The organism is Oceanobacillus luteolus (assembly GCF_042678205.1).
Lineage (GTDB): Bacteria > Bacillota > Bacilli > Bacillales > Amphibacillaceae > Oceanobacillus > Oceanobacillus luteolus.
Genome location: NZ_JBHUDE010000009.1, coordinates 73,632 through 93,894 on the forward strand (window position 1 = coordinate 73,632; position 20,263 = coordinate 93,894).

General features: G+C 37.4%; 26 protein-coding genes and 1 other RNA gene. 14 read left to right on the plus strand and 13 right to left on the minus strand.

Annotated features, from left to right (window positions below):
• Positions 1-47 precede the first annotated feature (47 nt).
• The 3 genes from tadA (at position 48) to ACFSBH_RS02860 (ending at position 1,808) form a co-directional block, all read left to right on the plus strand.
• Entirely contained in the window at positions 48-509 is a 462-nt protein-coding gene (tadA, locus tag ACFSBH_RS02850; RefSeq protein WP_379595970.1) for a tRNA adenosine(34) deaminase TadA, read from the plus strand.
• A gap of 79 nt (positions 510-588) precedes the next feature.
• Positions 589-854: signal recognition particle sRNA large type (ffs, locus tag ACFSBH_RS02855), an RNA gene on the plus strand.
• A gap of 144 nt (positions 855-998) precedes the next feature.
• Positions 999-1,808 carry an alpha/beta fold hydrolase gene (locus tag ACFSBH_RS02860; protein ID WP_251512877.1) on the plus strand — a complete coding sequence of 270 codons (810 nt, stop codon included), beginning with the start codon at positions 999-1,001 and terminating at the stop codon, positions 1,806-1,808.
• 60 nt (positions 1,809-1,868) lie between these two features.
• On the opposite strand, the gene ACFSBH_RS02865 is transcribed toward ACFSBH_RS02860, so the two are convergent.
• Positions 1,869-2,618 (minus strand): PdaC/SigV domain-containing protein, encoded by a 750-nt coding sequence (locus ACFSBH_RS02865; protein WP_251512876.1) that lies wholly within the window; start codon positions 2,616-2,618, stop codon positions 1,869-1,871.
• 161 nt (positions 2,619-2,779) lie between these two features.
• Between ACFSBH_RS02865 and ACFSBH_RS02870 the strand changes: the two genes are divergently transcribed.
• The 4 genes from ACFSBH_RS02870 to ACFSBH_RS02885 all read left to right on the plus strand — a co-directional run bounded on the left by ACFSBH_RS02870 (position 2,780) and on the right by ACFSBH_RS02885 (position 7,857).
• Positions 2,780-3,463, plus strand: a complete 684-nt coding sequence (locus ACFSBH_RS02870; RefSeq protein WP_251512875.1) for a response regulator transcription factor — start codon at positions 2,780-2,782, stop codon at positions 3,461-3,463.
• 1 nt (position 3,464) lies between these two features.
• A complete protein-coding gene (locus ACFSBH_RS02875; RefSeq protein ID WP_251512961.1) occupies positions 3,465-4,469 on the plus strand; it encodes a sensor histidine kinase in 1,005 nt (334 codons plus the stop codon).
• 122 nt (positions 4,470-4,591) lie between these two features.
• A complete protein-coding gene (locus ACFSBH_RS02880) occupies positions 4,592-5,275 on the plus strand; it encodes an ABC transporter ATP-binding protein (protein ID WP_251512874.1) in 684 nt (227 codons plus the stop codon).
• Entirely contained in the window at positions 5,272-7,857 is a 2,586-nt protein-coding gene (locus tag ACFSBH_RS02885; RefSeq protein WP_379595973.1) for an ABC transporter permease, read from the plus strand. Before ACFSBH_RS02880 ends, ACFSBH_RS02885 begins: the two co-directional genes overlap by 4 nt.
• 82 nt (positions 7,858-7,939) lie before the next feature.
• Here the strand turns inward: ACFSBH_RS02885 and ACFSBH_RS02890 are convergent, their stop codons facing one another.
• From ACFSBH_RS02890 to ACFSBH_RS02945, 12 genes are all read right to left on the minus strand, one after another.
• On the minus strand, positions 7,940-8,950 hold the full coding sequence (locus tag ACFSBH_RS02890) for a phosphotransferase family protein (protein ID WP_251512872.1): 1,011 nt from the start codon (positions 8,948-8,950) through the stop codon (positions 7,940-7,942).
• A 39-nt stretch (positions 8,951-8,989) separates the two neighbouring features.
• Positions 8,990-9,223: a hypothetical protein gene (locus tag ACFSBH_RS02895; RefSeq protein ID WP_251512871.1), complete on the minus strand. Its 234-nt coding sequence runs from the start codon at positions 9,221-9,223 to the stop codon at positions 8,990-8,992.
• Between the two features lie 179 nt (positions 9,224-9,402).
• The gene (locus ACFSBH_RS02900; protein WP_251512870.1) at positions 9,403-9,741 is read right to left on the minus strand and encodes a DnaJ family domain-containing protein; all 339 of its coding nucleotides are present in this window, start codon (positions 9,739-9,741) and stop codon (positions 9,403-9,405) included.
• A gap of 11 nt (positions 9,742-9,752) precedes the next feature.
• The gene (locus tag ACFSBH_RS02905; protein ID WP_251512869.1) at positions 9,753-10,988 is read right to left on the minus strand and encodes an MFS transporter; all 1,236 of its coding nucleotides are present in this window, start codon (positions 10,986-10,988) and stop codon (positions 9,753-9,755) included.
• A 217-nt stretch (positions 10,989-11,205) separates the two neighbouring features.
• On the minus strand, positions 11,206-11,607 hold the full coding sequence (locus tag ACFSBH_RS02910) for a hypothetical protein (RefSeq protein ID WP_251512868.1): 402 nt from the start codon (positions 11,605-11,607) through the stop codon (positions 11,206-11,208).
• Positions 11,608-11,770: 163 nt separating this feature from the next.
• Positions 11,771-12,397 carry a class I SAM-dependent methyltransferase gene (locus ACFSBH_RS02915; RefSeq protein WP_251512867.1) on the minus strand — a complete coding sequence of 209 codons (627 nt, stop codon included), beginning with the start codon at positions 12,395-12,397 and terminating at the stop codon, positions 11,771-11,773.
• 93 nt (positions 12,398-12,490) lie between these two features.
• Positions 12,491-12,730, minus strand: a complete 240-nt coding sequence (locus ACFSBH_RS02920; RefSeq protein WP_251512866.1) for a hypothetical protein — start codon at positions 12,728-12,730, stop codon at positions 12,491-12,493.
• Between the two features lie 29 nt (positions 12,731-12,759).
• Positions 12,760-13,644: a hypothetical protein gene (locus tag ACFSBH_RS02925; protein ID WP_251512865.1), complete on the minus strand. Its 885-nt coding sequence runs from the start codon at positions 13,642-13,644 to the stop codon at positions 12,760-12,762.
• 50 nt (positions 13,645-13,694) lie between these two features.
• Positions 13,695-14,438: an amidohydrolase family protein gene (locus ACFSBH_RS02930; protein WP_251512864.1), complete on the minus strand. Its 744-nt coding sequence runs from the start codon at positions 14,436-14,438 to the stop codon at positions 13,695-13,697.
• A 19-nt stretch (positions 14,439-14,457) separates the two neighbouring features.
• Positions 14,458-14,646, minus strand: a complete 189-nt coding sequence (locus ACFSBH_RS02935; RefSeq protein WP_251512863.1) for a hypothetical protein — start codon at positions 14,644-14,646, stop codon at positions 14,458-14,460.
• 62 nt (positions 14,647-14,708) lie between these two features.
• Positions 14,709-14,891 (minus strand): hypothetical protein, encoded by a 183-nt coding sequence (locus ACFSBH_RS02940; RefSeq protein WP_251512862.1) that lies wholly within the window; start codon positions 14,889-14,891, stop codon positions 14,709-14,711.
• Positions 14,892-14,901: 10 nt separating this feature from the next.
• Positions 14,902-15,117: a hypothetical protein gene (locus ACFSBH_RS02945; RefSeq protein ID WP_251512861.1), complete on the minus strand. Its 216-nt coding sequence runs from the start codon at positions 15,115-15,117 to the stop codon at positions 14,902-14,904.
• A gap of 240 nt (positions 15,118-15,357) precedes the next feature.
• Here ACFSBH_RS02945 and dnaX point away from each other — a divergent pair, with 240 nt between their 5' ends.
• From dnaX to ACFSBH_RS02980, 7 genes are all read left to right on the plus strand, one after another.
• On the plus strand, positions 15,358-17,055 hold the full coding sequence (gene dnaX / locus ACFSBH_RS02950) for a DNA polymerase III subunit gamma/tau (RefSeq protein ID WP_251512860.1): 1,698 nt from the start codon (positions 15,358-15,360) through the stop codon (positions 17,053-17,055).
• 46 nt (positions 17,056-17,101) lie between these two features.
• A complete protein-coding gene (locus ACFSBH_RS02955) occupies positions 17,102-17,416 on the plus strand; it encodes a YbaB/EbfC family nucleoid-associated protein (protein WP_251512859.1) in 315 nt (104 codons plus the stop codon).
• A 76-nt stretch (positions 17,417-17,492) separates the two neighbouring features.
• Entirely contained in the window at positions 17,493-18,089 is a 597-nt protein-coding gene (recR, locus tag ACFSBH_RS02960) for a recombination mediator RecR (RefSeq protein WP_251512858.1), read from the plus strand.
• 16 nt (positions 18,090-18,105) lie between these two features.
• The gene (locus ACFSBH_RS02965) at positions 18,106-18,318 is read left to right on the plus strand and encodes a YaaL family protein (protein ID WP_251512857.1); all 213 of its coding nucleotides are present in this window, start codon (positions 18,106-18,108) and stop codon (positions 18,316-18,318) included.
• 118 nt (positions 18,319-18,436) lie between these two features.
• On the plus strand, positions 18,437-18,700 hold the full coding sequence (locus ACFSBH_RS02970) for a pro-sigmaK processing inhibitor BofA family protein (protein ID WP_251512855.1): 264 nt from the start codon (positions 18,437-18,439) through the stop codon (positions 18,698-18,700).
• 160 nt (positions 18,701-18,860) lie between these two features.
• Positions 18,861-19,049: a sigma factor G inhibitor Gin gene (locus ACFSBH_RS02975; RefSeq protein ID WP_251512853.1), complete on the plus strand. Its 189-nt coding sequence runs from the start codon at positions 18,861-18,863 to the stop codon at positions 19,047-19,049.
• A 129-nt stretch (positions 19,050-19,178) separates the two neighbouring features.
• The gene (locus ACFSBH_RS02980) at positions 19,179-20,174 is read left to right on the plus strand and encodes a nuclease-related domain-containing protein (protein ID WP_251512851.1); all 996 of its coding nucleotides are present in this window, start codon (positions 19,179-19,181) and stop codon (positions 20,172-20,174) included.
• Positions 20,175-20,263: the final 89 nt, after the last annotated feature.

Consider the following 20,263-nt stretch of genomic DNA (forward strand, 5'->3'; position numbering starts at 1 on the left):
TTCCTAATCTCATTTTTTTCAAACTAATTATGAAATGTGTGTGTTAGATGACTGACGAAAAATTTATGCTAGAAGCAATCAGAGAAGCCAAGAAAGCACGAGAGATGGCAGAAGTACCAATTGGGGCAGTGATTGTGCATGAAGGCGAAATTATCGCAAGAGGTCATAACCTTCGTGAAACATCCCAAGAAACCCTCTCTCATGCAGAACTTATCGCCATTGCAGAAGCCAATGAAAAAATTGGCAGCTGGCGTCTTGAAGATTGTACATTATATGTCACATTAGAGCCTTGTCCCATGTGTGCTGGCGCCATCGTTCAATCCCGGATAAAACGAGTCGTATATGGTGCACCGGACCCGAAGGCTGGATGTGCCGGCACATTATTCAATTTGTTGGAGGAGCCACGGTTTAATCATCAAACCGAACTTGAATCAGGTGTAATGCAGGATGAATGTGCCAGCTTATTAACTGATTTCTTTAAAGCACTTCGTAACAAGAAGAAAAAATGAAATGATTATCTAGCATTTTAAGTGCAGATGAATTATTTTCCATTGCAAAGCGACACAAAAACCGTTATAATGATAAATACCGTGCTAAGCGGGGAGGTAGCGGTGCCCTGTACTCGCAATCCGCTATAGCGAGGCCGAATTCCCAGCCAAGGTACGGCAACTGTATGGTCAGCCTTAGTGGATTGGTGTTGACGCCCGGGTCCTGCGCAACAGGAACCCACGAACCCTGTCAGGTCCGGAAGGAAGCAGCAGTAAGTGGTCATTCTTGTGTGCCGTAGGGAAGCCTAGGCCGAGCCATGAAGCTAAGAAGCGCATATGGTCGTCGTATCGACGTTGGGTGCACGGTTACATAGCTTATGATCAACGACTCTGAACATCATGTATGGTGATGTTTAGAGTCGTTTTTTATTTTTCTTATATAAAGTTTTAAACAGATATGCTAGTATGTAATTAACTAAATTATCTAACTAAATAAAGGGAGGGTTTATTTTGGCTGGAAAATATATCGAGGTCGACCCTGGAATTGAGCTTTTTTTTGAAGATACTGGGAAAGGTGACCCCATCGTTTTCATACCTGGTTTTACTTTTACAACAGAATCTTTCGAGAAACAAGTCTCCTATTTTTCAAAAACGAATCGAGTGATTGTTATTGATCCAAGAAGCCATGGAAAGTCCACAAAAACTATTCATGGCAATGATTATGTTACTCACGGTACAGATCTGGCTAAAGTACTAAAGGAATTGGATGTTCAAGATGTAAATCTTGTCGGCTGGTCTTTCGGATGTTTAACTGCCTGGGAATATTTTAAACAAAATGGTACAGAACGATTGAAATCGATGGTATTAATTGATATGCCGCCAAAATCACTTTCTGTTCATGTAGATGACTGGGTGGAAGGCGCACTCGATGATATTGCTGGCATCTATAATAATTCCCTCCGTTCACCACAAGGACAGCGTGAATTTATTACTGCTTATATTACTGGTGTAATGATTCAGAGAGAATTAAGTGAGGATGAACTAACCATTTTAGTAGAGCAGTCAATGAATACTCCATATTATATTGCTGGAAATCTTTTCGCATCAGGTATGTTCTCTGATTATAGAGAAGCAGCAAAACAAGCAAGTGAACAGCTTCCTACCTTGACTGTTGTAGCCGAGCATTGGGCAGAGACAGCTGCCCGATTTACAAAAGAGCTATCTCCAAAAACACAATTGGAAGTGTTAGGTGGACATATGATGTTTTGGGAGCATCATGAGAAGTTTAATCAGATTTTAGAAGATTTTATCAAAAATTAAAAAGTGCCATTTCCGCTTCAGGTGGGAATGGCATCTTTCACTTGAAGTGCTGAATGATCGTTAATTCTCTATTTCGTGTAGAGGAATTTCTAATTCTACGTGGTCCCCTGCTACATGTGGAACCGGTAAACTGATGCCTAGTGAATCTTCAGTTACATAGATAAAAATACCATGTTTCCTGTCTTCACTATCAGCAAGTGCTTCCATCAATACCTGATCATTTTCATACGAGCTGAACGCCATTTCTTTTACTTGATCCACGTATTTATCTTCTAAATCTCCAATATAAGTTGCGTTTTTTAGTTTCTGGATAAATGCTTCATCTATATTCTCAACGAAGTCGGGTAAAAATAATAATTCTCCAGTATGGAGGTCAATATTCGTTGTAAAGAAGCGGTTGAACGGATGAGCAGATGGAGTGATGTTATTGTAACTCTTATATGCGATACTTAAAATATTTTCATTGAACATCTTTATTTCATAATCACCATCCGCTTCATAATGTTGATCCGGTTCTAATTGCATGATGGTTTCCAAATAAGGCTTTATTGCTTCTTTTTTGACTAACTGATTGATATCGTCTTCCTTTTCTTTATCAGAAATTCCCGTAATTTGGGGATACTCTATTACTACATTTTTATCCTCATACTTTTCAGGTATTATTTCATATTTCTCTTTCGTACCATTCTCTATAATAGGTGAACTATTTATCCACATGTTATTAACTTCAGCAGTTTCTGTCGCCCCCACTTTTCCACATGTGAATAAAGCGAAAGAAACAGTAACTAACAGAAACACTTTTGTTGTCAAAACAACACGCCCTTTTTAAGCTATCATCATAACATTATTATGGACTGCTTGCTGTATTTTTATGATGATGACTCTACATAGCAAATATTCATCGTCTGTATTTTGACGACGATATATTCTTCCAGTAACATAAAAAGAAAAACGAATGTAAGGTGAGTCGGATGAAGATCCTATTGGTGGAAGACGATCGAACGATTGCATCGGGATTGGAGTATTCCTTAAAACAAGAGGGTTATGAGACAGTAGTTTGTTACAATGCCTCTAAAGCGAGGAATACAATTAAGCAACAGATGAAAGAAATTGATTTATACATCTTTGACTTGAACTTGCCAGATGGAAGTGGCTATGACTTATGTAAGTTAGTGAAGGAACAAGAAGATAAACCTGTCATCTTTTTAACGGCTTATGATGATGAAGTCAATGTAGTCATGGGGTTGGATATGGGAGCTGATGATTATATCACCAAACCTTTCCGTATCCGTGAACTTATCTCTAGAATCAAATCTGTACATCGTCGCTATCATCGCAGTGCTCCACAAAAAAATATAATTGAACTTAAAAATATAAAAGTTAATATTACGGAAGGCAAAGTGTATAAAAACAACAAGGAAATCTTGTTGACAGCTCTAGAATATCGGCTTTTCCTTATTTTTGCCAATCATATTGGACAAGTGCTTACACGGGCGCAGCTTTTAGATCGGATTTGGGATGTTGGCGGGGATTTTGTAAATGACAATACACTAACTGTCTATATCAAAAGGTTAAGGGAAAAGTTAGAGGATGACCCACAGAATCCAACGCTGATTCAAACGATTCGCGGAATGGGCTACAAGGTTGGTGAATGAGTTGCTGAGAAATCGGGAAATTAAAATTCTGCTTACTGTACTTCTTTTGATTAGTGTATTATTCACTATTTCTACGATGCTGTTTATTTCCTATGCTGCAGCAGGTATGATTCTTGGTTTGGCCACTTTACTGATCATCTGTATGATGGTCTTCACTAAATGGCGTTACCGGGAAATAGAAAAGCTATCCCATTATTTACAAAGAATAGGCAGTGGTGATTATCATCTCGATGTACGGGATAACTATGAAGGAGAATTGAGCATATTAAAGAGTCAAATCTATAAAGTAACGAAAATGCTTGCAGAGCATGGAACCGTTTTGCGTGAAGATAAAGCAAAACTAACGGATGCCATATCAGATATCTCTCACCAACTAAAGACTCCTCTCACTTCCATGACAGTCATGGTGGAATTATTAAGTGATAAAGGACTGGGAGATGACCAGCGGGAAAAATTCACAAGGAATCTGCAAGTACAGTTGAAACGCATGGAATGGCTAGTATCCTCTTTGTTAAAGCTATCTAAGATTGATGCAGGTACCATCGCCTTCAAGCAGGAAAATCATTATGTTGATTTGCTAGTTCAAACCGCAGTCGAGCCGCTGCACATTCCAATGGATATTAAAATGCAACAATTATCCATTCGAGGAGAAGACCAGGCAACTTTTACAGGTGACTTCAACTGGACGGTGGAGGCGCTTGTCAATATCCTGAAAAATTGTGTAGAGCATACTCCTGAAGGCGGCAAGATTAGCATTCATTTTTTGGAGAATCCGTTATACACTGAAATTCAGATTTCGGATAATGGATCAGGTATTCCTAGGGAAGACCTTCCATACATTTTTAAACGATTTTATAAAGGAAAAAATGCCAGCGATGAAAGTGTAGGAATCGGACTTGCTATGGCACATAGCATCATTACGAGCCAGAATGGTGATTTGGAAGTTAAAAGTAATCCTGACGAGGGAACGACTTTTCATATAAAATTTTACAAGCAGGTGATTTGATCGATTCATCATCTGTTTCTTTTTTTCTTTCAAAGTGAATAAATTGTCACTTAAGAGTCACTTTAAAGTCATACCGACGAAGTATACTGACCTCATGAAGTTAATCAATGGAGGTTATTTTTATGAATATATTAGAAGTAAAGAATCTGTCCAAGGTGTATGGCGAAGGTGAAACAGCAGTAAGAGCGCTTGATGATGTTTCCTTTACAGTTAAAAAGGGAGAATTTGTCTGTATTATCGGTCCTTCCGGTTCAGGGAAATCCACGTTGCTCCATTTACTCGGTGGAGTGGACCAACCGACAAGTGGCAAGGTATTCATTGACCGAACGGATATATATGACCTGAACGAAACACAGCTGGCAATTTTCCGAAGAAGACAAATTGGTTTAATCTATCAGTTTTATAATCTGATTCCGATTTTGACAGTGGAAGAAAATATGCAGTTGCCAATGCTTTTGGATGAACAGCGAGTGGATACCAAACAGTTTAATAACATTGTTGACATCCTCGGATTAGAAAAACGGCTCTCCCATTTGCCGAATCAGCTCTCAGGTGGACAGCAGCAACGTGTATCGATTGGCCGAGCTTTGATTAGTAACCCCGCATTAATGCTGGCTGATGAACCAACAGGGAATTTGGACAGCAAAAATAGCGAGGATATTATGGAATTGCTGAAAATGTTTAATAAAACATATAATCAAACACTCATTGTCATTACCCATGATGAACGCATTGCCTTGCAAGCGGACCGTATCATCTCGATTGAAGATGGAAAGATTGCTAAAGACGAGGTGATCCGTCCGTGAACATCGTCAATAAAGTCACGATTAGACATTTAAAGGAGAATAAACGCAGGACCTTGGTGACCATTATTGGAGTAATCATCTCTGTAGCAATGATTACTGCCGTCGCAACCCTTGGTGTTTCTTTCCTGGATTTAATGATTAGACAACATATTACGAGTAATGGGGAGTGGCATGTTCAATATAGTGATGTCACTCCAAATCAAATCGAGGCAATCGAGCAACATAGTGAAACTAAGAAATTAGTTATTTCCAGTGATGGATATGCTTTTTTTGAAGAGACGAACAACGACAATAAACCATATATTTATATACAAAGCTATAATGGCCCAGGGATGCAACAATTCCCTGTGGAGATTATAGATGGAAGACTACCGTATAAACCTAATGAAATAGTCGTTTCTGAAGAGATGTTAAGTCAGTCAAAGGTAGATTATAAAATAGGTGATGAACTTCATCTTGAAATTGGTGAACGTGTGGATTTAGAAGGGATGAAGCTTAAACAACATCACTTCCTTGAGCGTGATGGAGAAACTCTCCATGAAGAATTACGTAACCAAGAATCTAAAGAAATGGTGATTGTTGGGGTAATGAAACGTCCAACCTGGGAAGTTCCGTGGGCACCAGGTTATACGGTGCTTGGCTATGTCGATGAAAAGTTATGGAGTGAAACAAGCTCCATCGATGCGTATGTAGTTGTAGAAGACGTCAATAGTTCTATCTATGAAAACGCAAAAAGTCTGGCAAAGGAACAGGGAATCGAAACGGTTAATTTTAACTCTGATCTGCTTCGTTACTATGGAGTTACGGCTAATGATAATCTACGCCAAACGTTATACTCATTGGCCGGTATAATTATGACAGTCATCATTATTGGATCTGTCGCTCTCATTTATAATGCATTTGCCATTAGTGTATCTGAACGCTCTAGACATTTAGGGATGTTGTCGAGTGTCGGAGCTACAAAGAAGCAGAAAAGAAACTCTGTCTTTTTTGAAGGGACGATAATTGGGGCAATTAGTATACCGATTGGAATTATAGCAGGCCTTGGGGGAATTGGTGTCACCTTTATTTTTATCAATACATTTATTCAAAATGCACTAGGAATTTCTGAAAAGCTGGAGTTGGTAGTCACCCCTGCTTCTATATTGGTCGCATGTGCTATTTCTATTTTGACGATCTTCATTTCCACATATATACCTGCACAAAGGGCGTCAAAGATTTCAGCGATAGATGCCATCCGTCAAACCCAAGACATCAAATTGTCGGGGAGAACTGTGAAGACTTCAAAAATTGTAAGAAAAATATTTGGGTTGGAAGCTGAAATTGGATTAAAGAATGTGAAGCGCAATAAGAAGAGATATTTAGCGACTGTATTTTCATTAGTCATCAGTATTGTTCTATTTTTATCCGTTTCATACTTTACGGATGGGTTGAAAAAATCGTTGGAGATGTCTCAAGATAACATTCAGTTCGATATTCAGCTATACGGTGACACGTTGGAAAAAAATGAGTTGAAAAGCTTTGCATCAATGGACCATGTCACAGAATCATTTCTAGTCTCTGAGGTATTACTTGATGCGTTCATCGATAAGGATGAATTACCAACTGAATTGAAAATGCAAATAGAAGAATATGACATGACTTTGGAAGATGGGAAATATCCTTATTATGTCACCTTATATAGTTTGGACGATGAAAATTTCCAAGCTTATGCGGAGGAAGTCGGAGTAGATACTGAAAAATTTACTGACCCGTCTCAACTGACTGCCATCGTCATTGAACAAATTTCCTATGAAGGTGGAACAAAAGGTAAAATTATTGAAACAAAGTCGATTGAGTCGGAAGTAGGAAATAAAATTGATGTATATTTACCGTCTTATAGTGAAATCGAGTCAGAGCAAAACGAGCCGGAATTTCTTACTAGTGTAGAAATCGGTGCCCTTACTGACCTGGTTCCGGTGGGTGTTAATACTGTCATGCTTGGGGGGATTAATCTTATTATCCCTGAGTCATCACTGAAGCAGCTTTCCATATCTGACGAGAGAGTGAGCACCTATCTATATATGAATAGCTCGGATCCTTTAGCAACACAAGCAGCAATTGAAGAAAGAAACGAACCTAATGTTCATGTGTATAACGTCTATCAAAGCCGTCAGCGTGAAGAACAAATGATTTTGCTCTTGTCTATATTCACTTATGGATTTATTACGTTGATTTCGCTTATCTCCATTGCTAATATCTTTAATACCATTACAACAAGTATTTCTTTAAGGACTAGAGAGTTTGCCATGCTTCGATCTGTTGGTATGACACCAAAAGGATTTAATAAAATGATCCGTTATGAAAGTATGTTTTATGGAATGAAAGCATTAGGCTATGGATTGCCTATCAGCATGTTGATCATGTACGGCATTCATCGTTCCACGAATTATACATTCGAATATGCATTTCGTCTCCCGTGGATGAGTATCGGCTTTGTGATTATCGCCATTTTCTTGATTGTAGGATCTGCGATGCTCTACTCCATTGCGAAAATAAAAAAGGAAAATATTATCGAAGGATTAAAACAAGAGAATATATAAAGAAAATGCGATTAACCTGAAGTTAATCGCATTTCTTTAATAATACGGTCTGGATAGCCTTTCGAGAATGTTGGAACGGATGTTATCTGAATAGGTCTTCCATCGCTTGCGTATACTCTCCAGCCCAATGATAAAAAGGAAGCTCATCATACCAAGTGACTGTCTTCGTTGCTTTAGCATTACCCCAATCCAAAACTTTTTGATGAAGCATATGCACCTTCAACCGTGTTATGCTATCCACTTTATTAGTCAGCTTATCAAAATACGCATCAACTAAATGTTTTGCTACAACTTTTTCATTGTTATCAAGATAATACGTCAGCATTTTGACCAAGTCGGAAACTGGATCTCCAAAAAAGGAATTGGTAAAGTCAAAAACACCGCTGATGCTCCAGCTGCTTTCTTTCTGTTGAACGAGGAAATTACCCGGCTTAAAATCCCCCATTACAAACGTTGGAGAGGTAATACGTTGGAAAGCTTCCTTGGAATCTTCCAACAGATTTTTTGTCCATTGTAAATCATCGTGAGTGACTTTAGAATATTTCCTCGCATCCTCTAACCAAAATAGAATTCTATCAAAGAGCCATTGATAATAACCCGTTTTAAACGGTGTGATTTTTAATGTATGGGTGTCAAGTTCACCGAAGTCTTCCACTTTCCATTGATGAAAAGCGAATAATGCATCGGCAATGGATTGGGCAATACTGCATTTATCTTTGGTATTCATGGTATGTTGCAACGTAGAATCAGTTAAATGTTTCCCTTTTAGTAGTGGCATCAAAGCATACTTCCATCCAAAAATATCCGTGGAATCATCAATAAGATAAGGAATTGGGACGGGTACTTCGGTTCTCTGTCGTAGTTGTTCGATAAAGTATTTTTCTTCTTCTAATTGTCCTTTATATAGCGGATTCCCCTTAAATACAAACTCTCCTTTAGTGGAAATGATGAACATAGTTTGTCCCATTGCTCCTTGTTCCGTTTTCTTTGCACTTAACAGCGTACCTAATTTAAACTTGACGAGCGTTGCTTGCAGCTGTTCATTTCGAATGTTACCTAGTTTATTTGAACCAAAGATTATTTTTGTTGTCATATATGTCTCCTAATTAGTTTTATAATAGAAAACAAGTTTTTATCCAAAATTCCTATCTAGAAATAAAAGTAGAAAACTGCCTGCACAGAGATAAATGGCGATTTGGGTGACAATATAAATAGAAAGTTCACTACTCGTCAGTTTCCTTTCTTTCTTCATTTTCTTAAACTGTCTGTAGTAATAGAAGGAACAAAGGATTAGTATTGCTGCTGATATTTGAAAGATGTTTTCCAATAAACTAACCAAAGTGTCATTCCCTTCAATAAATATCATGTCTACTCCAATGTAATCCTTCTATTTCCTAATCCATATGTTCAACAAAACAGTGTCATTTTCCTTCTTGATTCTTCCCGCTTTAAAGAACGGTGTATTTTTCTCAGGACAACCTGAAGCCTACAAAGTAAGATGTATTCTAGCTTTTGTAGACTTCTTATAATAAATTCAAGTACAATCTACCAGATATTTTTAGCCGCATCTAATTCATCTAGGCTGATTAAGTTTTTCTGCATGGAAGGCGGACATGATTTATTATATTTATTGATTTTTTTATTGATTGCTTTTACATGCTTTTCTGTTTCACAACTATGGACTAATTGAGAGATTTCTTTTTGCAACTCTAACCAAGGAGGCAAATACCCTGCATCCTTTGCTATCTTTTGAAAGTGTTGAAACGTGTCCATCTTCAAATAATCTTTCGAAAGAGGTTTTCCTTTTCCTTCGTAGTTAAAATTATCTTTTTCCCCTGAAGCTTCTAGTATTTCCCCAATTAAATCATTGTACTTCTTTTCCATATTGATTCCTCCTAGCTTTCTCTCACACTGATTTCCAGCTGATTTTCATCCTGGAAGAAGTTCCTTTTCTCAGGTTTCCATATATAAAATGAAAAAATAAAGGACGCGAGCAGCATGGAAAGTGCGAGGGTGACAATAGTACTTCGCATTGAAATAATATCCGCTACAACCCCTATTCCTAAAACAGCAAAGACTTGAATGCCGCTCTGGATGAGATCATATATGCTCGTTACTCTACCCATCATTTCCACCGGGACGTTATTTTGATAAAATGTCATCATTCCAGCATTCAAAAACACGTTAAAGAATCCCAAAATGACAAAACCAACAACAATAGAAGTAAAAGACCATGAAAAGGCATAAATGATATAGCCGGCCGTCATCATGATTAATCCAATAGAAATCATGAATCGAAGCGGGATTTTATTAGAAAAAACCGATAATAGGAAAGCGCCTGTGACCGAACCGATGCCGGTTATACTTACAAGTAGACTATAATCAAATTCAGAGAGACCAATCACCTGTTGGGTAAAAACAACTTCCTGTGCATCCATTGCAAATGAAAAGACGATGATCACAACAAAGCTGAGATACACATAAGCTACATATTTATTATTTGCCATAAATTTCTGAACAACCGTAAAGTCACGTATTATCTGATTCAGAGTTAAAGTAGGAATGCTTCCTTTATCTATATATTCTTTTTCAGGAAGAAATGATAATAAAACTGCTGATATCAAAAAGAATATTGAATTTATCCATAAAGTCACTTCGATTGATGTGATTAATAGCAGAGAACCACCAACTGCAGGACCTACAATGAAAGCCCCTGAGCTCGTAAATGATCGAATGGAATTAAAACGCTTTCTTTTATCTTTTGGAATAAGGATAGTAATATATGTAATAGAAGAAGGATTAAAAAATGCCTTAGCCCCACTTAAAATTACTAATATTCCGTAAATAACTACCGTATTCGGTGCGAACGGAATAAGGAAAATAAAAAGAGCTCGGATTAAATAGGTAACCATCATTACTTTACGTTTGCTTCGATAGTCGATAAAGCTTCCAGTCCAAAGTTTCATAACGATGTTCGTGATAGGTCCTATAATCCAAAGACCTGCGACAGCGGCTGCTGAACCTGTAAGCTGATACACCATAATATTGATTGCCACTAGATAGATAAAGTCACCGATACTTGAAAATCCAATCGAGGATAATAAAATTGCTGGGTCTTTCCAGTTATTCATGCTCCTAATTGTGCTCTACCTCCATTGGTGTTTTGTAATAAGTTATTATTGAAGTGTGATTTTGTACTCTTTCATAAGACTAATTATTTCCAGGGCAATATATTTTTTATAAATTAGTCTAGTATAATAACCCCTGCTCCAATTGCCATCCAAAGTTCCAAAGGAAATCTACCCTCATTCACTTCAAAACGATATGTTTTATAATCTACTATTTTTTTCAAAAATGAAGATACTCGGTCTGCTTGGATGCCAAGTTCCCTACCCTATATGAAATAGAAAAGGAATGATCGGCAAGCTTAAAGGATACTTTAAACACTTCATCATCTATATTGATGTGGTATTCCTTAAATATAGATTTTTTCTTATGTACAGGAACTTGATTAATGTTAGCGATAGGATGCCCTTCTACATTTTCTAGTATGAAGCTAAATCTTGTAAGACTTAACTTTTTCACTTTTCCTTTGTAAATAAGATGAGTTCCTTGAAAAAAATTAAATATGGGCTGGAACTTAAACTCTGGCTGGATGGTTAAAACATTAGAACCTTCTTCATTTTTAATGTGTTGTTTCATAACGCCGAAGCTTGGATAAGTGTAAGAAAATACTTTTCTTTTACTCACTTCATTTCCCCTTTTAACAATGAAAGGGATACTGTTTATTATTCACCGCAACTAATTGTTAGAAAATTCAATCTATTTTGTTTTATTATACTTTTTCTTGCAAAAAATTTAATGATAAGAAAATAAAAAAGCATACTTCAAGAAATAGCAAAGCCCCGATCTATTATCTCGAAATGGTAATAACCCCACCGCAATGTGAGAATGGTTGAAAAAGAACATGACATGAATTTCCTAAATCTGATTCGAATTCATTAAAGACAAAATAAAACTCATCATCATCCCAATGATGAAGATTTTCTTGGCGGCAGCGATTCAGATCTTCTCTGTTTTGAAACACAACGTCACCGATATATATTTTTCCTTCTTCTTTTAAGAGTGGCAACAGTCTATTTATAAACTCAATTTTTTCTTTATCATTTAAATGATGTAATGTGTATGTACTGACGATGGAATCGTATCTATTTTCTGAAATCTGAGAAGGCAATCCTTGTGTGATATCCCATTCCAATAAACGAGCGTTGGGCATTTTTTCTTTTGCAATGGTGATCATTTCATCCGAAAAATCCAAACCATCTATATAGTGGCCGCGTTCATATAATTGACTCGTTAATACTGCTGTTCCAAAACCGATATCAAGTACGTTTGAACTGGATTTTTGCATGACTTCATTATAGATATGGTTCAAAATTTGTTTGTATCCGGCAAAGGGATATTCATGATTATCTTCACTAACCTTTACTGTTTGATCATAATTATCTGACCATAGATTAAAACCTTGTTTGTCTAACATGTATCTTCCTCCAATAAATATTATTTAACTAACTAGTGATACTTGTATCAGTGAGAGACGCTATAAAATTGGTAGGACTTGAAGTAAAGGAAGTTATTCCTGACAATTACACTCGTACTCTATAAAGGTATATTCTTTAATAAATTTTAGGTTCTCAAAGTCTTGATTGTCTGATGTAAATAATCTCACTACCGGTGCAATATCTTGTTTAGCAAATTCTCTTATTTGCTCATCTAGATTGATAGACAAGTCCAGAGCGTACCTGTTCATGTCCTCGAACAATTGATTATGTGCACATACATCATACGTGACGGCTAGATAGAAGGTTTTCATTTGTTCACTGTCCTTTATATGAATGGGTATTACTTTTTTTGCAATGTAACCAAGGTAGGAGCTGGAGCGAACGGAAAATGGTTCAACGTTTCTAAAGCATATTTGTCTGTTGTATCGAATTCTCCAGAAAATGTTTGGTAATCTAGTTTTATCGCATCCCGTGCCTGATGTATAACTAATTGAGGAATTAGATATGAATGTTCCACATTATTTGCTCCACACCACCCTAATTCAAGATTGCCTTTCAAATCAGACTTGTGAAGGAATGAATAGGCTAATATTTCACTATGGTCCAAAAACATATAACTGTGTTTCTTTAATACATCATCAGCTAAAATAAACTCCTGCCATTGCTCATAATCTAATCTTGCTACAGGATTTACCAGATGTGACTGTTCATAATTCCTTCTTACAAGGGACGTAAGTTTTTTCATCAATAAGTTGTTTGCTGATGCCTCTTCAAGATTTATCTTTTTATAATTTATTTGTTTGCATTCAGTAAGATCTATATCTTTTGTAAGAGTTAAAGTCGGTGTGTAAGTTTTTCTGATTATAGAAAATCCATTCTCTCTGTATATTCTTAATAGGGAATCTGAAGTTTCCCAGAGTGATGTTTGCAATGGTAAATTTACTAATGTAAGAGTCTCTAGTTTTTCTAAAAGCAATTCGGCAATTGGTAAGGAATGATAGAGTGGATTTACTAAAATACGAAAGTAAATGCAATTTGGATGAATGGTGTTCTTCCAAGCGAATAAAATTCCGACTAGCTTATGATTTAGGAGGGCAGAATATGCAAAAAGCTTTCTATCTCCATACACTATTGTAAGCAAGTTTTCATCTTCAAAATTAACTTGAAATAAATGCTTCAATTGTTCTTTATCTTCACTTTCATAGGCGTTTATTGTAATTTGCATTTTTTCCCCCGAATAATTAGGACATTAATAGATGTATACTGGCTATTTTCTTATCCAAAGTACCAATTCCATGCGTTGAAATACATTATTTTATCTATTGCTATTTTATCAAACAACTCCATAATCATTTCAATATCTGCATACTCAAAAGGCCTCTTTGCTCTCGTGGAAGGCAAATCTGTACCAAACATCAGTGCATCTGGATTTACATCATAGATCGATTTTAAAGTACTGGTTACGTTGAGCTCGACACGGCCGAACCCGGTAGCTTTTACTCGAACCCCTTGATCCGCCAATCTCAGTAGATGTGGTAGACCTTCCTCGGATAATCCCAAATGGTCTATCGATATAGCGGGCAAGCTTTCAATGGTTGCAGTTATATCAGGTAAATCCTTGGCATCGATATATAGTTCGCTATGCCAGCCCACTAAGTCATATACTCTTCTTGCTAAGTAATCAAGGTTTGATAAATCTTCTGATCCCCCACGTCTAATGTTAAAACGTAGTGCTTTTACACCTGCTTGATTGAGCTTAATGATTTCCTCATCTGAAACCGTAAACGGCAATTGTGTTACGCCGCAAAATGATGGTCCCAGTTTATTTAGAGCGTCGATCAAATAACTCTGATCAAAACCTTGGAAGGAACCAGATACCACTGCTCCACCAAGTATATGCAAGTCTTTTGTTATTTCTCGATAGTTTTCTACGACATAATTTGGTGGTAAATATCCCTGATTTTCATAGATTGGATAGCGGTAATCAATAATATGAAAATGGGCGTCGAATACCCTCAAACAATTTCCCCCTTCTCACTTATGTATCTTTTTTTGATAATAACTCTTCTACTTTTTCTTCTATACGCTTCAATCTCTCGTTGTTCCTTCTCGATTTTCTTATAATAGAAACGATGCTCACAATCAATGTCAACAGGATAAAAATGAATAATAATTGTACGATGAAGTCACCTATTTGAAATTGATTTATTGTTAATAAAGAATACATGATTCCCACCTCTTAATCGCTTACATAATCGAAGTGCATTAATAATTCTTCCGTAAATATAATTATAGTTGGTTATTATCGTTTATTTTTTCCTCCAACTCCTGTAATCTTGTCTCTAATAAGGTGACTCGCTCTTTTAGTTCGGCTGTGGGTTTTGTAAATCTTTGTGATAAACCGCCAATGATTCCAATCACAGCAACGAAGACCACAACAATTGCCGCTGCAAACATAAATATCACTTCCACCGTTATCCTCCTAACTTACTCTTTTTTTAGCGTAATACTTAAAAATAAGGAAATTTAATGGCCCGCCAAATATCAACCCGGCAAAAATAGTTGCTAAGAAAAAGGCGATATGTGACATCCATACGATTTCGTTACCTAACAATACGTCGAAGGAGATTCTGAAAAAGGTAACTAAAATAGGGAAAACAAATGACCAGTAAAACATGATTTTTAATCCTTTAGCCATGTTAAACCCTCCTATAAGTAAATGTTTTCCAAGATGTAACCCAAAAAAAATCCCAGCACTTAAAATCCCATATTTTTCAATTATTTCTATAAGTTCAGTCTACATCAAACGCAGCGGTAAATAAATAGTCTGTAACAATATTTCCAAATTACATTTTCGCAAATGTTTACCTTCATCGGTTCACATTCACCCCTCATATCGGGTATAATTAGAAATAGACTGTAGAGGAGAATCTATATCATGAGCTATCAAGCTTTATATCGTGTTTGGCGTCCAAGAACCTTCGAGGACGTCGTTGGACAACAACATATTACAAGGACATTGAAGAATGCGATTTTGCATGAGAAATTTTCGCATGCTTATTTATTCACTGGTCCACGTGGAACAGGGAAAACGAGTGCGGCGAAGATCTTTGCAAAAACCATCAACTGTGAAAGAAATCCGGTGGAAGAGCCATGTAATGAATGTGCTGCCTGCCTAGGAATCCAGGATGGTTCCATTTCGGATATTATTGAGATTGACGCAGCTTCGAACACGAGTGTCGATGATATTCGTGAAATCCGTGATAAAGTAAAATATGCACCGAGCGTTGTTCCTTATAAAGTCTATATTATCGATGAGGTCCACATGATCTCTGTTAATGCGTTTAACGCCTTGTTAAAAACATTAGAGGAGCCACCAAAACATGTCGTGTTTATTTTAGCTACGACAGAACCACATAAAATTCCACTGACAATCATTTCCCGGTGTCAGCGATTTGACTTTAAGCCGATATCCAATGAAGCCATTGTAGGACGTATGAAAACAATCGTTCAGACAGATGGACAGAAGGTTACGGAGGAAGCGCTGGATGCAATCGCGCGGACGGCAGAAGGTGGAATGCGTGATGCTTTAAGTATCTTGGATCAGGCCATTTCATACAGCAGTGATGAGGTGACGTTAGAAGATGTGCTTGCCGTAACAGGCGGTGTATCTCAAGGAATTTTAACCGAAATCACAAAGGCGATGTTTGACCGTGATGTCCAGCATGCGATCAAGCTGTTGGATACGATCATTCAAGAAGGAAAAGACCCCGGGCGCTTTGTATATGACCTTATCTATTACTTGCGTGACCTATTACTATTTAAGAGTAATCCAACTTTAGAAGGAATGCTTGAACGTGCACGGGTAGACGATGCTTTTCGCGGGCTGGCAGAAGAGGTTACAGTCAATTGGATTCAGGAAGCAATCACCCGTCTGAACATATGCCAACAGGAAATCAAATGGAGTAACAGTCCGAAAGTATATATTGAAATTGCTATACTTACGATTACAAATGGCCCTAACAATGCTGGTAGTCAGAATGCAGTAGCAAGTGACGAGGTTATGCGTTTAACCGATAAGTTGGCTCAATTGGAGAAAGAGCTTACCCGCTTCAAGGAACAGGCACCAGCCGCAGCTAGTCAACCAACACCACAACGGGAACAAAGACGTCCACAATCCCGTGGCGCAAAGAGCAGTTTCAAAGTTCCGACTGAACAGATATATGGTGTGCTGAGAGAAGCAGAAAAACAGGAATTAAGAAATGTTCAGGGCAACTGGGCGAGCTTCTTAGAACGGCTCAAAAGCACGAATGCCCCTGCACATGCGACGATTCAGGATAGTAAACCGGTCGCTGCATCTCCAGAGTCTCTTGTCGTTGCGTTTAAATATGAAATTCATTGTTCCCTTTTCTTAGATAATCGGGAGCTTGTTGAATCCGTACTCGCAAGTGTTTTAGGTAAGCAATTGCGAATTATCCCACTTCCAGATGCGAATTGGCTGGATTTGAGACAATCGTTCATCGATTCTCAGGATAAGCCAGTTGAGAAGGAAGACGAAAAAGAAAAAAAGAGTGATCCGCTCATTGAAGAGGCAAGGAAGCTCGTGGGCGATGACCTATTGGAAATTCAAGAGTAAGTGCTCTTATTAAAATAACCATTTCAAATTTGAGGGAGGTATTTCCATGAGAGGAAATATGAACAATATGATGAAACAAATGCAAAAAATGCAAAAGAAAATGATGAAGGCACAAGAAGAACTTCATGAGATGACATTTGAAGCTTCTGCTGGTGGCGGTATGGTAACTGTGATTGCCAACGGTAAAAAAGAGATCACAGACGTTCAGATTAAAGAAGAAGTTGTCGATCCAGATGATATCGAAATGCTGCAAGATTTGATCATTGCTGCAACAAACGATGTTTTAAATCAGGTTGACGAAAAATCAAATGAAACGATGGGACAATTTACTAAAGGCTTAAATATGCCAGGAATGTTTTAAACACATTCTAATGGATTGAAAAAGTACCTGTTTTTAGCAGGTGCTTTTTTCCCTTATTGTTTAGGAGGAAAAGTTCATGTATTACCCAGAACCGATTTCAAAGCTTATTGATAGCTTTATGAAATTGCCAGGAATCGGTCCCAAAACCGCTGTTCGTCTGGCCTTTTACGTTTTGAATATGAAGGACGATGATGTCTTGAACTTTGCAAACGCGTTGGTCAATGCGAAGAGAGAGCTTACTCATTGCTCGATCTGTGGCCACATTACGGATAAGGAAGTTTGTGCAGTTTGTTCCGATCCGCATCGGGATGAATCGATTATTTGTGTAGTCGAGGATCCGAAAGACGTTATCGCTATGGAAAAAATGAAAGAATTTAATGGTAAATACCATGTTCTTCATGGTGCGATTTCACCGATGGATGGAATTGGCCCAGAAGATATCAATGTCCCTGATTTACTTAATCGCCTGAAGGATGAAGAAGTAAAAGAAATCATCCTTGCGACCAATGCCAATATTGAAGGGGAAGCAACAGCGATGTATATTTCTCGACTTGTGAAACCATCTGGTATCCGCACAACTAGAATCGCCCACGGACTACCGGTTGGCGGTGACTTAGAATATGCGGATGAAGTGACACTATCAAGAGCGTTAGAGGGAAGAAGAGAATTATAGAATTCGGGTGAAGAACATGGCAAGGAAATTGAATAAAAAACAGGTGGATGCGGAGCTGCTGCATGCGATATTTGTAGTAGAAAAAGAGTGGAAACAAATTCGCGAATTAGGCTCAAGGAGTATTGAACGCACCCTTGAAAGCAGAGCTGCCGAGAAACTTGCTGAGGCCAAATATTTATATTTGCTCCGGGAAGCGCGACGCCGAAATGTTAATGCATTGGATATTTAAAAGACTAAGTTGAACCTTAGTCTTTTTTTATATGTAAATACATATACATAGACTAAGTGGGACATGGAGTTCGAATCTTGTTCTCGTTAGACTTGAGTTGTAGGAGGATTGTTAAAGAATGAGCTCAACCATGGTAATTATCATAATGATTTCCATTATTATTTTGTTGCTTACCGTTGGAGCACCGGTGAAACCAATGAAACTGCTCGGACAAGGGTCTGTGAAACTAGTAATCGGGGTATTATTATTATTTTTCGTCAACGTTTTCGGAGCCAATTTTGGTATTCATGTCCCGATTAACCTCTTCACTGCACTTGTTTCCGGGATATTGGGCCTTTTCGGAGTGGCATCCTTGGTCGCAATCCATATTTTCATATTATAAAAATGGGCCAGAATGTCAGGGTATATATCCGTTTCAACATGAGATCAAAAATTGGACCCTACGTATACGGTCCATTTTTTTATTATGAAAATAGTAATATTCACATTCCATGAATAGAAATCATAAGATTAGGAGATACTACTTTCATGGAGGTGGGGAAATGGAAGCAAAGACGCTTAAAACTTGTGGTATATGTGAAGAAGAAAAGCAACATGGTATTCATCTTTATACAATGTTTATTTGCCAAGAGTGTGAGTATAATATCATCCATACTGAACCACGTGAAGAAAAATACCGCTACTATGTACAGAAATTAAAAAGTGTAAATCAACAGCAACTATTTTCCTAGAGTCTTTGTATAAAGCAAAGGCTTTTTTATTTGTTTTTGTAATGTAGGTTATTGTCGTAGAAATTAAACTCGCCCTTCATGCAGGATTTTTCTCCCTTTTGCCGAATATAAAGCAACGAGAAAATACATATGAAAGGTAGTGTATCGTTGATTATTAAACCTCTTAAACCTCCGATCGAATTGCTGCAGCATGAAGCTTTAAACGAAAGGGTTCCTCAAAATCATCCTCAAAAAGAAATCATTGATTCAAGAGCAAGAAACATACGCGCCGGATATAACGGAGAACAAGACCTTCAGTATATGCTGAACTTCCTTCCTCCAGAAAAATATCTTATCTTCCAATATCTACGCATCAAGGATAATCAGAGTTATTTCCAAATTGATATTCTACTATTGTCTGCACAATACTTACTGATCATAGAAGTAAAAAATATTCGTGACCATGTCATATTTGATGAAATGGGACAGGTAATACGAAAAGAAGTTGATAAAGAACAAGCATTTACCAATCCGGTATTTCAAGTGAAACTGCAACACCTCCGACTACTCCGCTGGCTAAGGCAGTACGATTTCCCCTCCCTTCCAATTGAAAAAATTGTAGTCTATAGTAACTCGAATACCATCCTTAAAAATCATACCAATAATAATGAATTGCCCAAAATGGTTATGCATAAGGATAAGCTGCTTGATAAAATTGAGGAATTTGAAAAGATGTACCCGGTAGCAAGACTATCAGGAGACCAATTGATGGAGATTTCCAATCGGTTACTTGCTGCACACTCCGAGAAAAAAGAAGATCTTCTGGCCAAATACAAAATTTCTTATGGGGAATTAATAAAAGGAGTTATCTGTCCAGAATGCTTGCAAGCACCAATGATACGTAAAGGAGGAAAATGGCTTTGTTATTATTGTAGAGCAGCCTCGAAAAAAGCTCATAGACGTGCATTGGCGGAATACGGACTATTAGTTAATGAATATATAAAAAATCGAGAAGCGAGGGAGTTTTTGCAGTTGGAGTCTAGACATATTGTTAAGCAATTATTACAAAAGGAGAAGTTAGAAAGCTATGGGATAAAAAGCGGACTAGAATATAAGCTCGAACCTTATCATCTATTAGATGTATAGGTAAATGCTCAAATCTACCAGATAAATGCTCAAATACCCATTAAAAATGCTCAAGTTGGCAGTAAAGATGCTCAAGTCCAAGATAATAA

Bases quoted from the DNA above. Each gene is read 5' to 3' on its own strand.
- ACFSBH_RS02935 (WP_251512863.1), bottom strand. From the start codon at position 14,646: ATGTATTCTTTATTAACAATAAATCAATTTCAAATAGGTGACTTCATC.
- ACFSBH_RS02945 (WP_251512861.1), bottom strand. From the start codon at position 15,117: ATGGCTAAAGGATTAAAAATCATGTTTTACTGGTCATTTGTTTTCCCT.
- ACFSBH_RS02880 (WP_251512874.1), top strand. From the start codon at position 4,592: ATGAATATATTAGAAGTAAAGAATCTGTCCAAGGTGTATGGCGAAGGT.
- ACFSBH_RS02920 (WP_251512866.1), bottom strand. From the start codon at position 12,730: ATGAAAACCTTCTATCTAGCCGTCACGTATGATGTATGTGCACATAAT.
- dnaX (WP_251512860.1), top strand. From the start codon at position 15,358: ATGAGCTATCAAGCTTTATATCGTGTTTGGCGTCCAAGAACCTTCGAG.
- ACFSBH_RS02975 (WP_251512853.1), top strand. From the start codon at position 18,861: ATGGAAGCAAAGACGCTTAAAACTTGTGGTATATGTGAAGAAGAAAAG.
- ACFSBH_RS02870 (WP_251512875.1), top strand. From the start codon at position 2,780: ATGAAGATCCTATTGGTGGAAGACGATCGAACGATTGCATCGGGATTG.
- ACFSBH_RS02925 (WP_251512865.1), bottom strand. From the start codon at position 13,644: ATGCAAATTACAATAAACGCCTATGAAAGTGAAGATAAAGAACAATTG.
- ACFSBH_RS02955 (WP_251512859.1), top strand. From the start codon at position 17,102: ATGAGAGGAAATATGAACAATATGATGAAACAAATGCAAAAAATGCAA.
- ACFSBH_RS02970 (WP_251512855.1), top strand. From the start codon at position 18,437: ATGAGCTCAACCATGGTAATTATCATAATGATTTCCATTATTATTTTG.
- ACFSBH_RS02900 (WP_251512870.1), bottom strand. From the start codon at position 9,741: ATGGAAAAGAAGTACAATGATTTAATTGGGGAAATACTAGAAGCTTCA.
- ACFSBH_RS02895 (WP_251512871.1), bottom strand. From the start codon at position 9,223: ATGATATTTATTGAAGGGAATGACACTTTGGTTAGTTTATTGGAAAAC.
- ACFSBH_RS02980 (WP_251512851.1), top strand. From the start codon at position 19,179: ATGAAAGGTAGTGTATCGTTGATTATTAAACCTCTTAAACCTCCGATC.
- recR (WP_251512858.1), top strand. From the start codon at position 17,493: ATGTATTACCCAGAACCGATTTCAAAGCTTATTGATAGCTTTATGAAA.
- tadA (WP_379595970.1), top strand. From the start codon at position 48: ATGACTGACGAAAAATTTATGCTAGAAGCAATCAGAGAAGCCAAGAAA.
- ACFSBH_RS02965 (WP_251512857.1), top strand. From the start codon at position 18,106: ATGGCAAGGAAATTGAATAAAAAACAGGTGGATGCGGAGCTGCTGCAT.
- ACFSBH_RS02890 (WP_251512872.1), bottom strand. From the start codon at position 8,950: ATGACAACAAAAATAATCTTTGGTTCAAATAAACTAGGTAACATTCGA.
- ACFSBH_RS02905 (WP_251512869.1), bottom strand. From the start codon at position 10,988: ATGAATAACTGGAAAGACCCAGCAATTTTATTATCCTCGATTGGATTT.
- ACFSBH_RS02915 (WP_251512867.1), bottom strand. From the start codon at position 12,397: ATGTTAGACAAACAAGGTTTTAATCTATGGTCAGATAATTATGATCAA.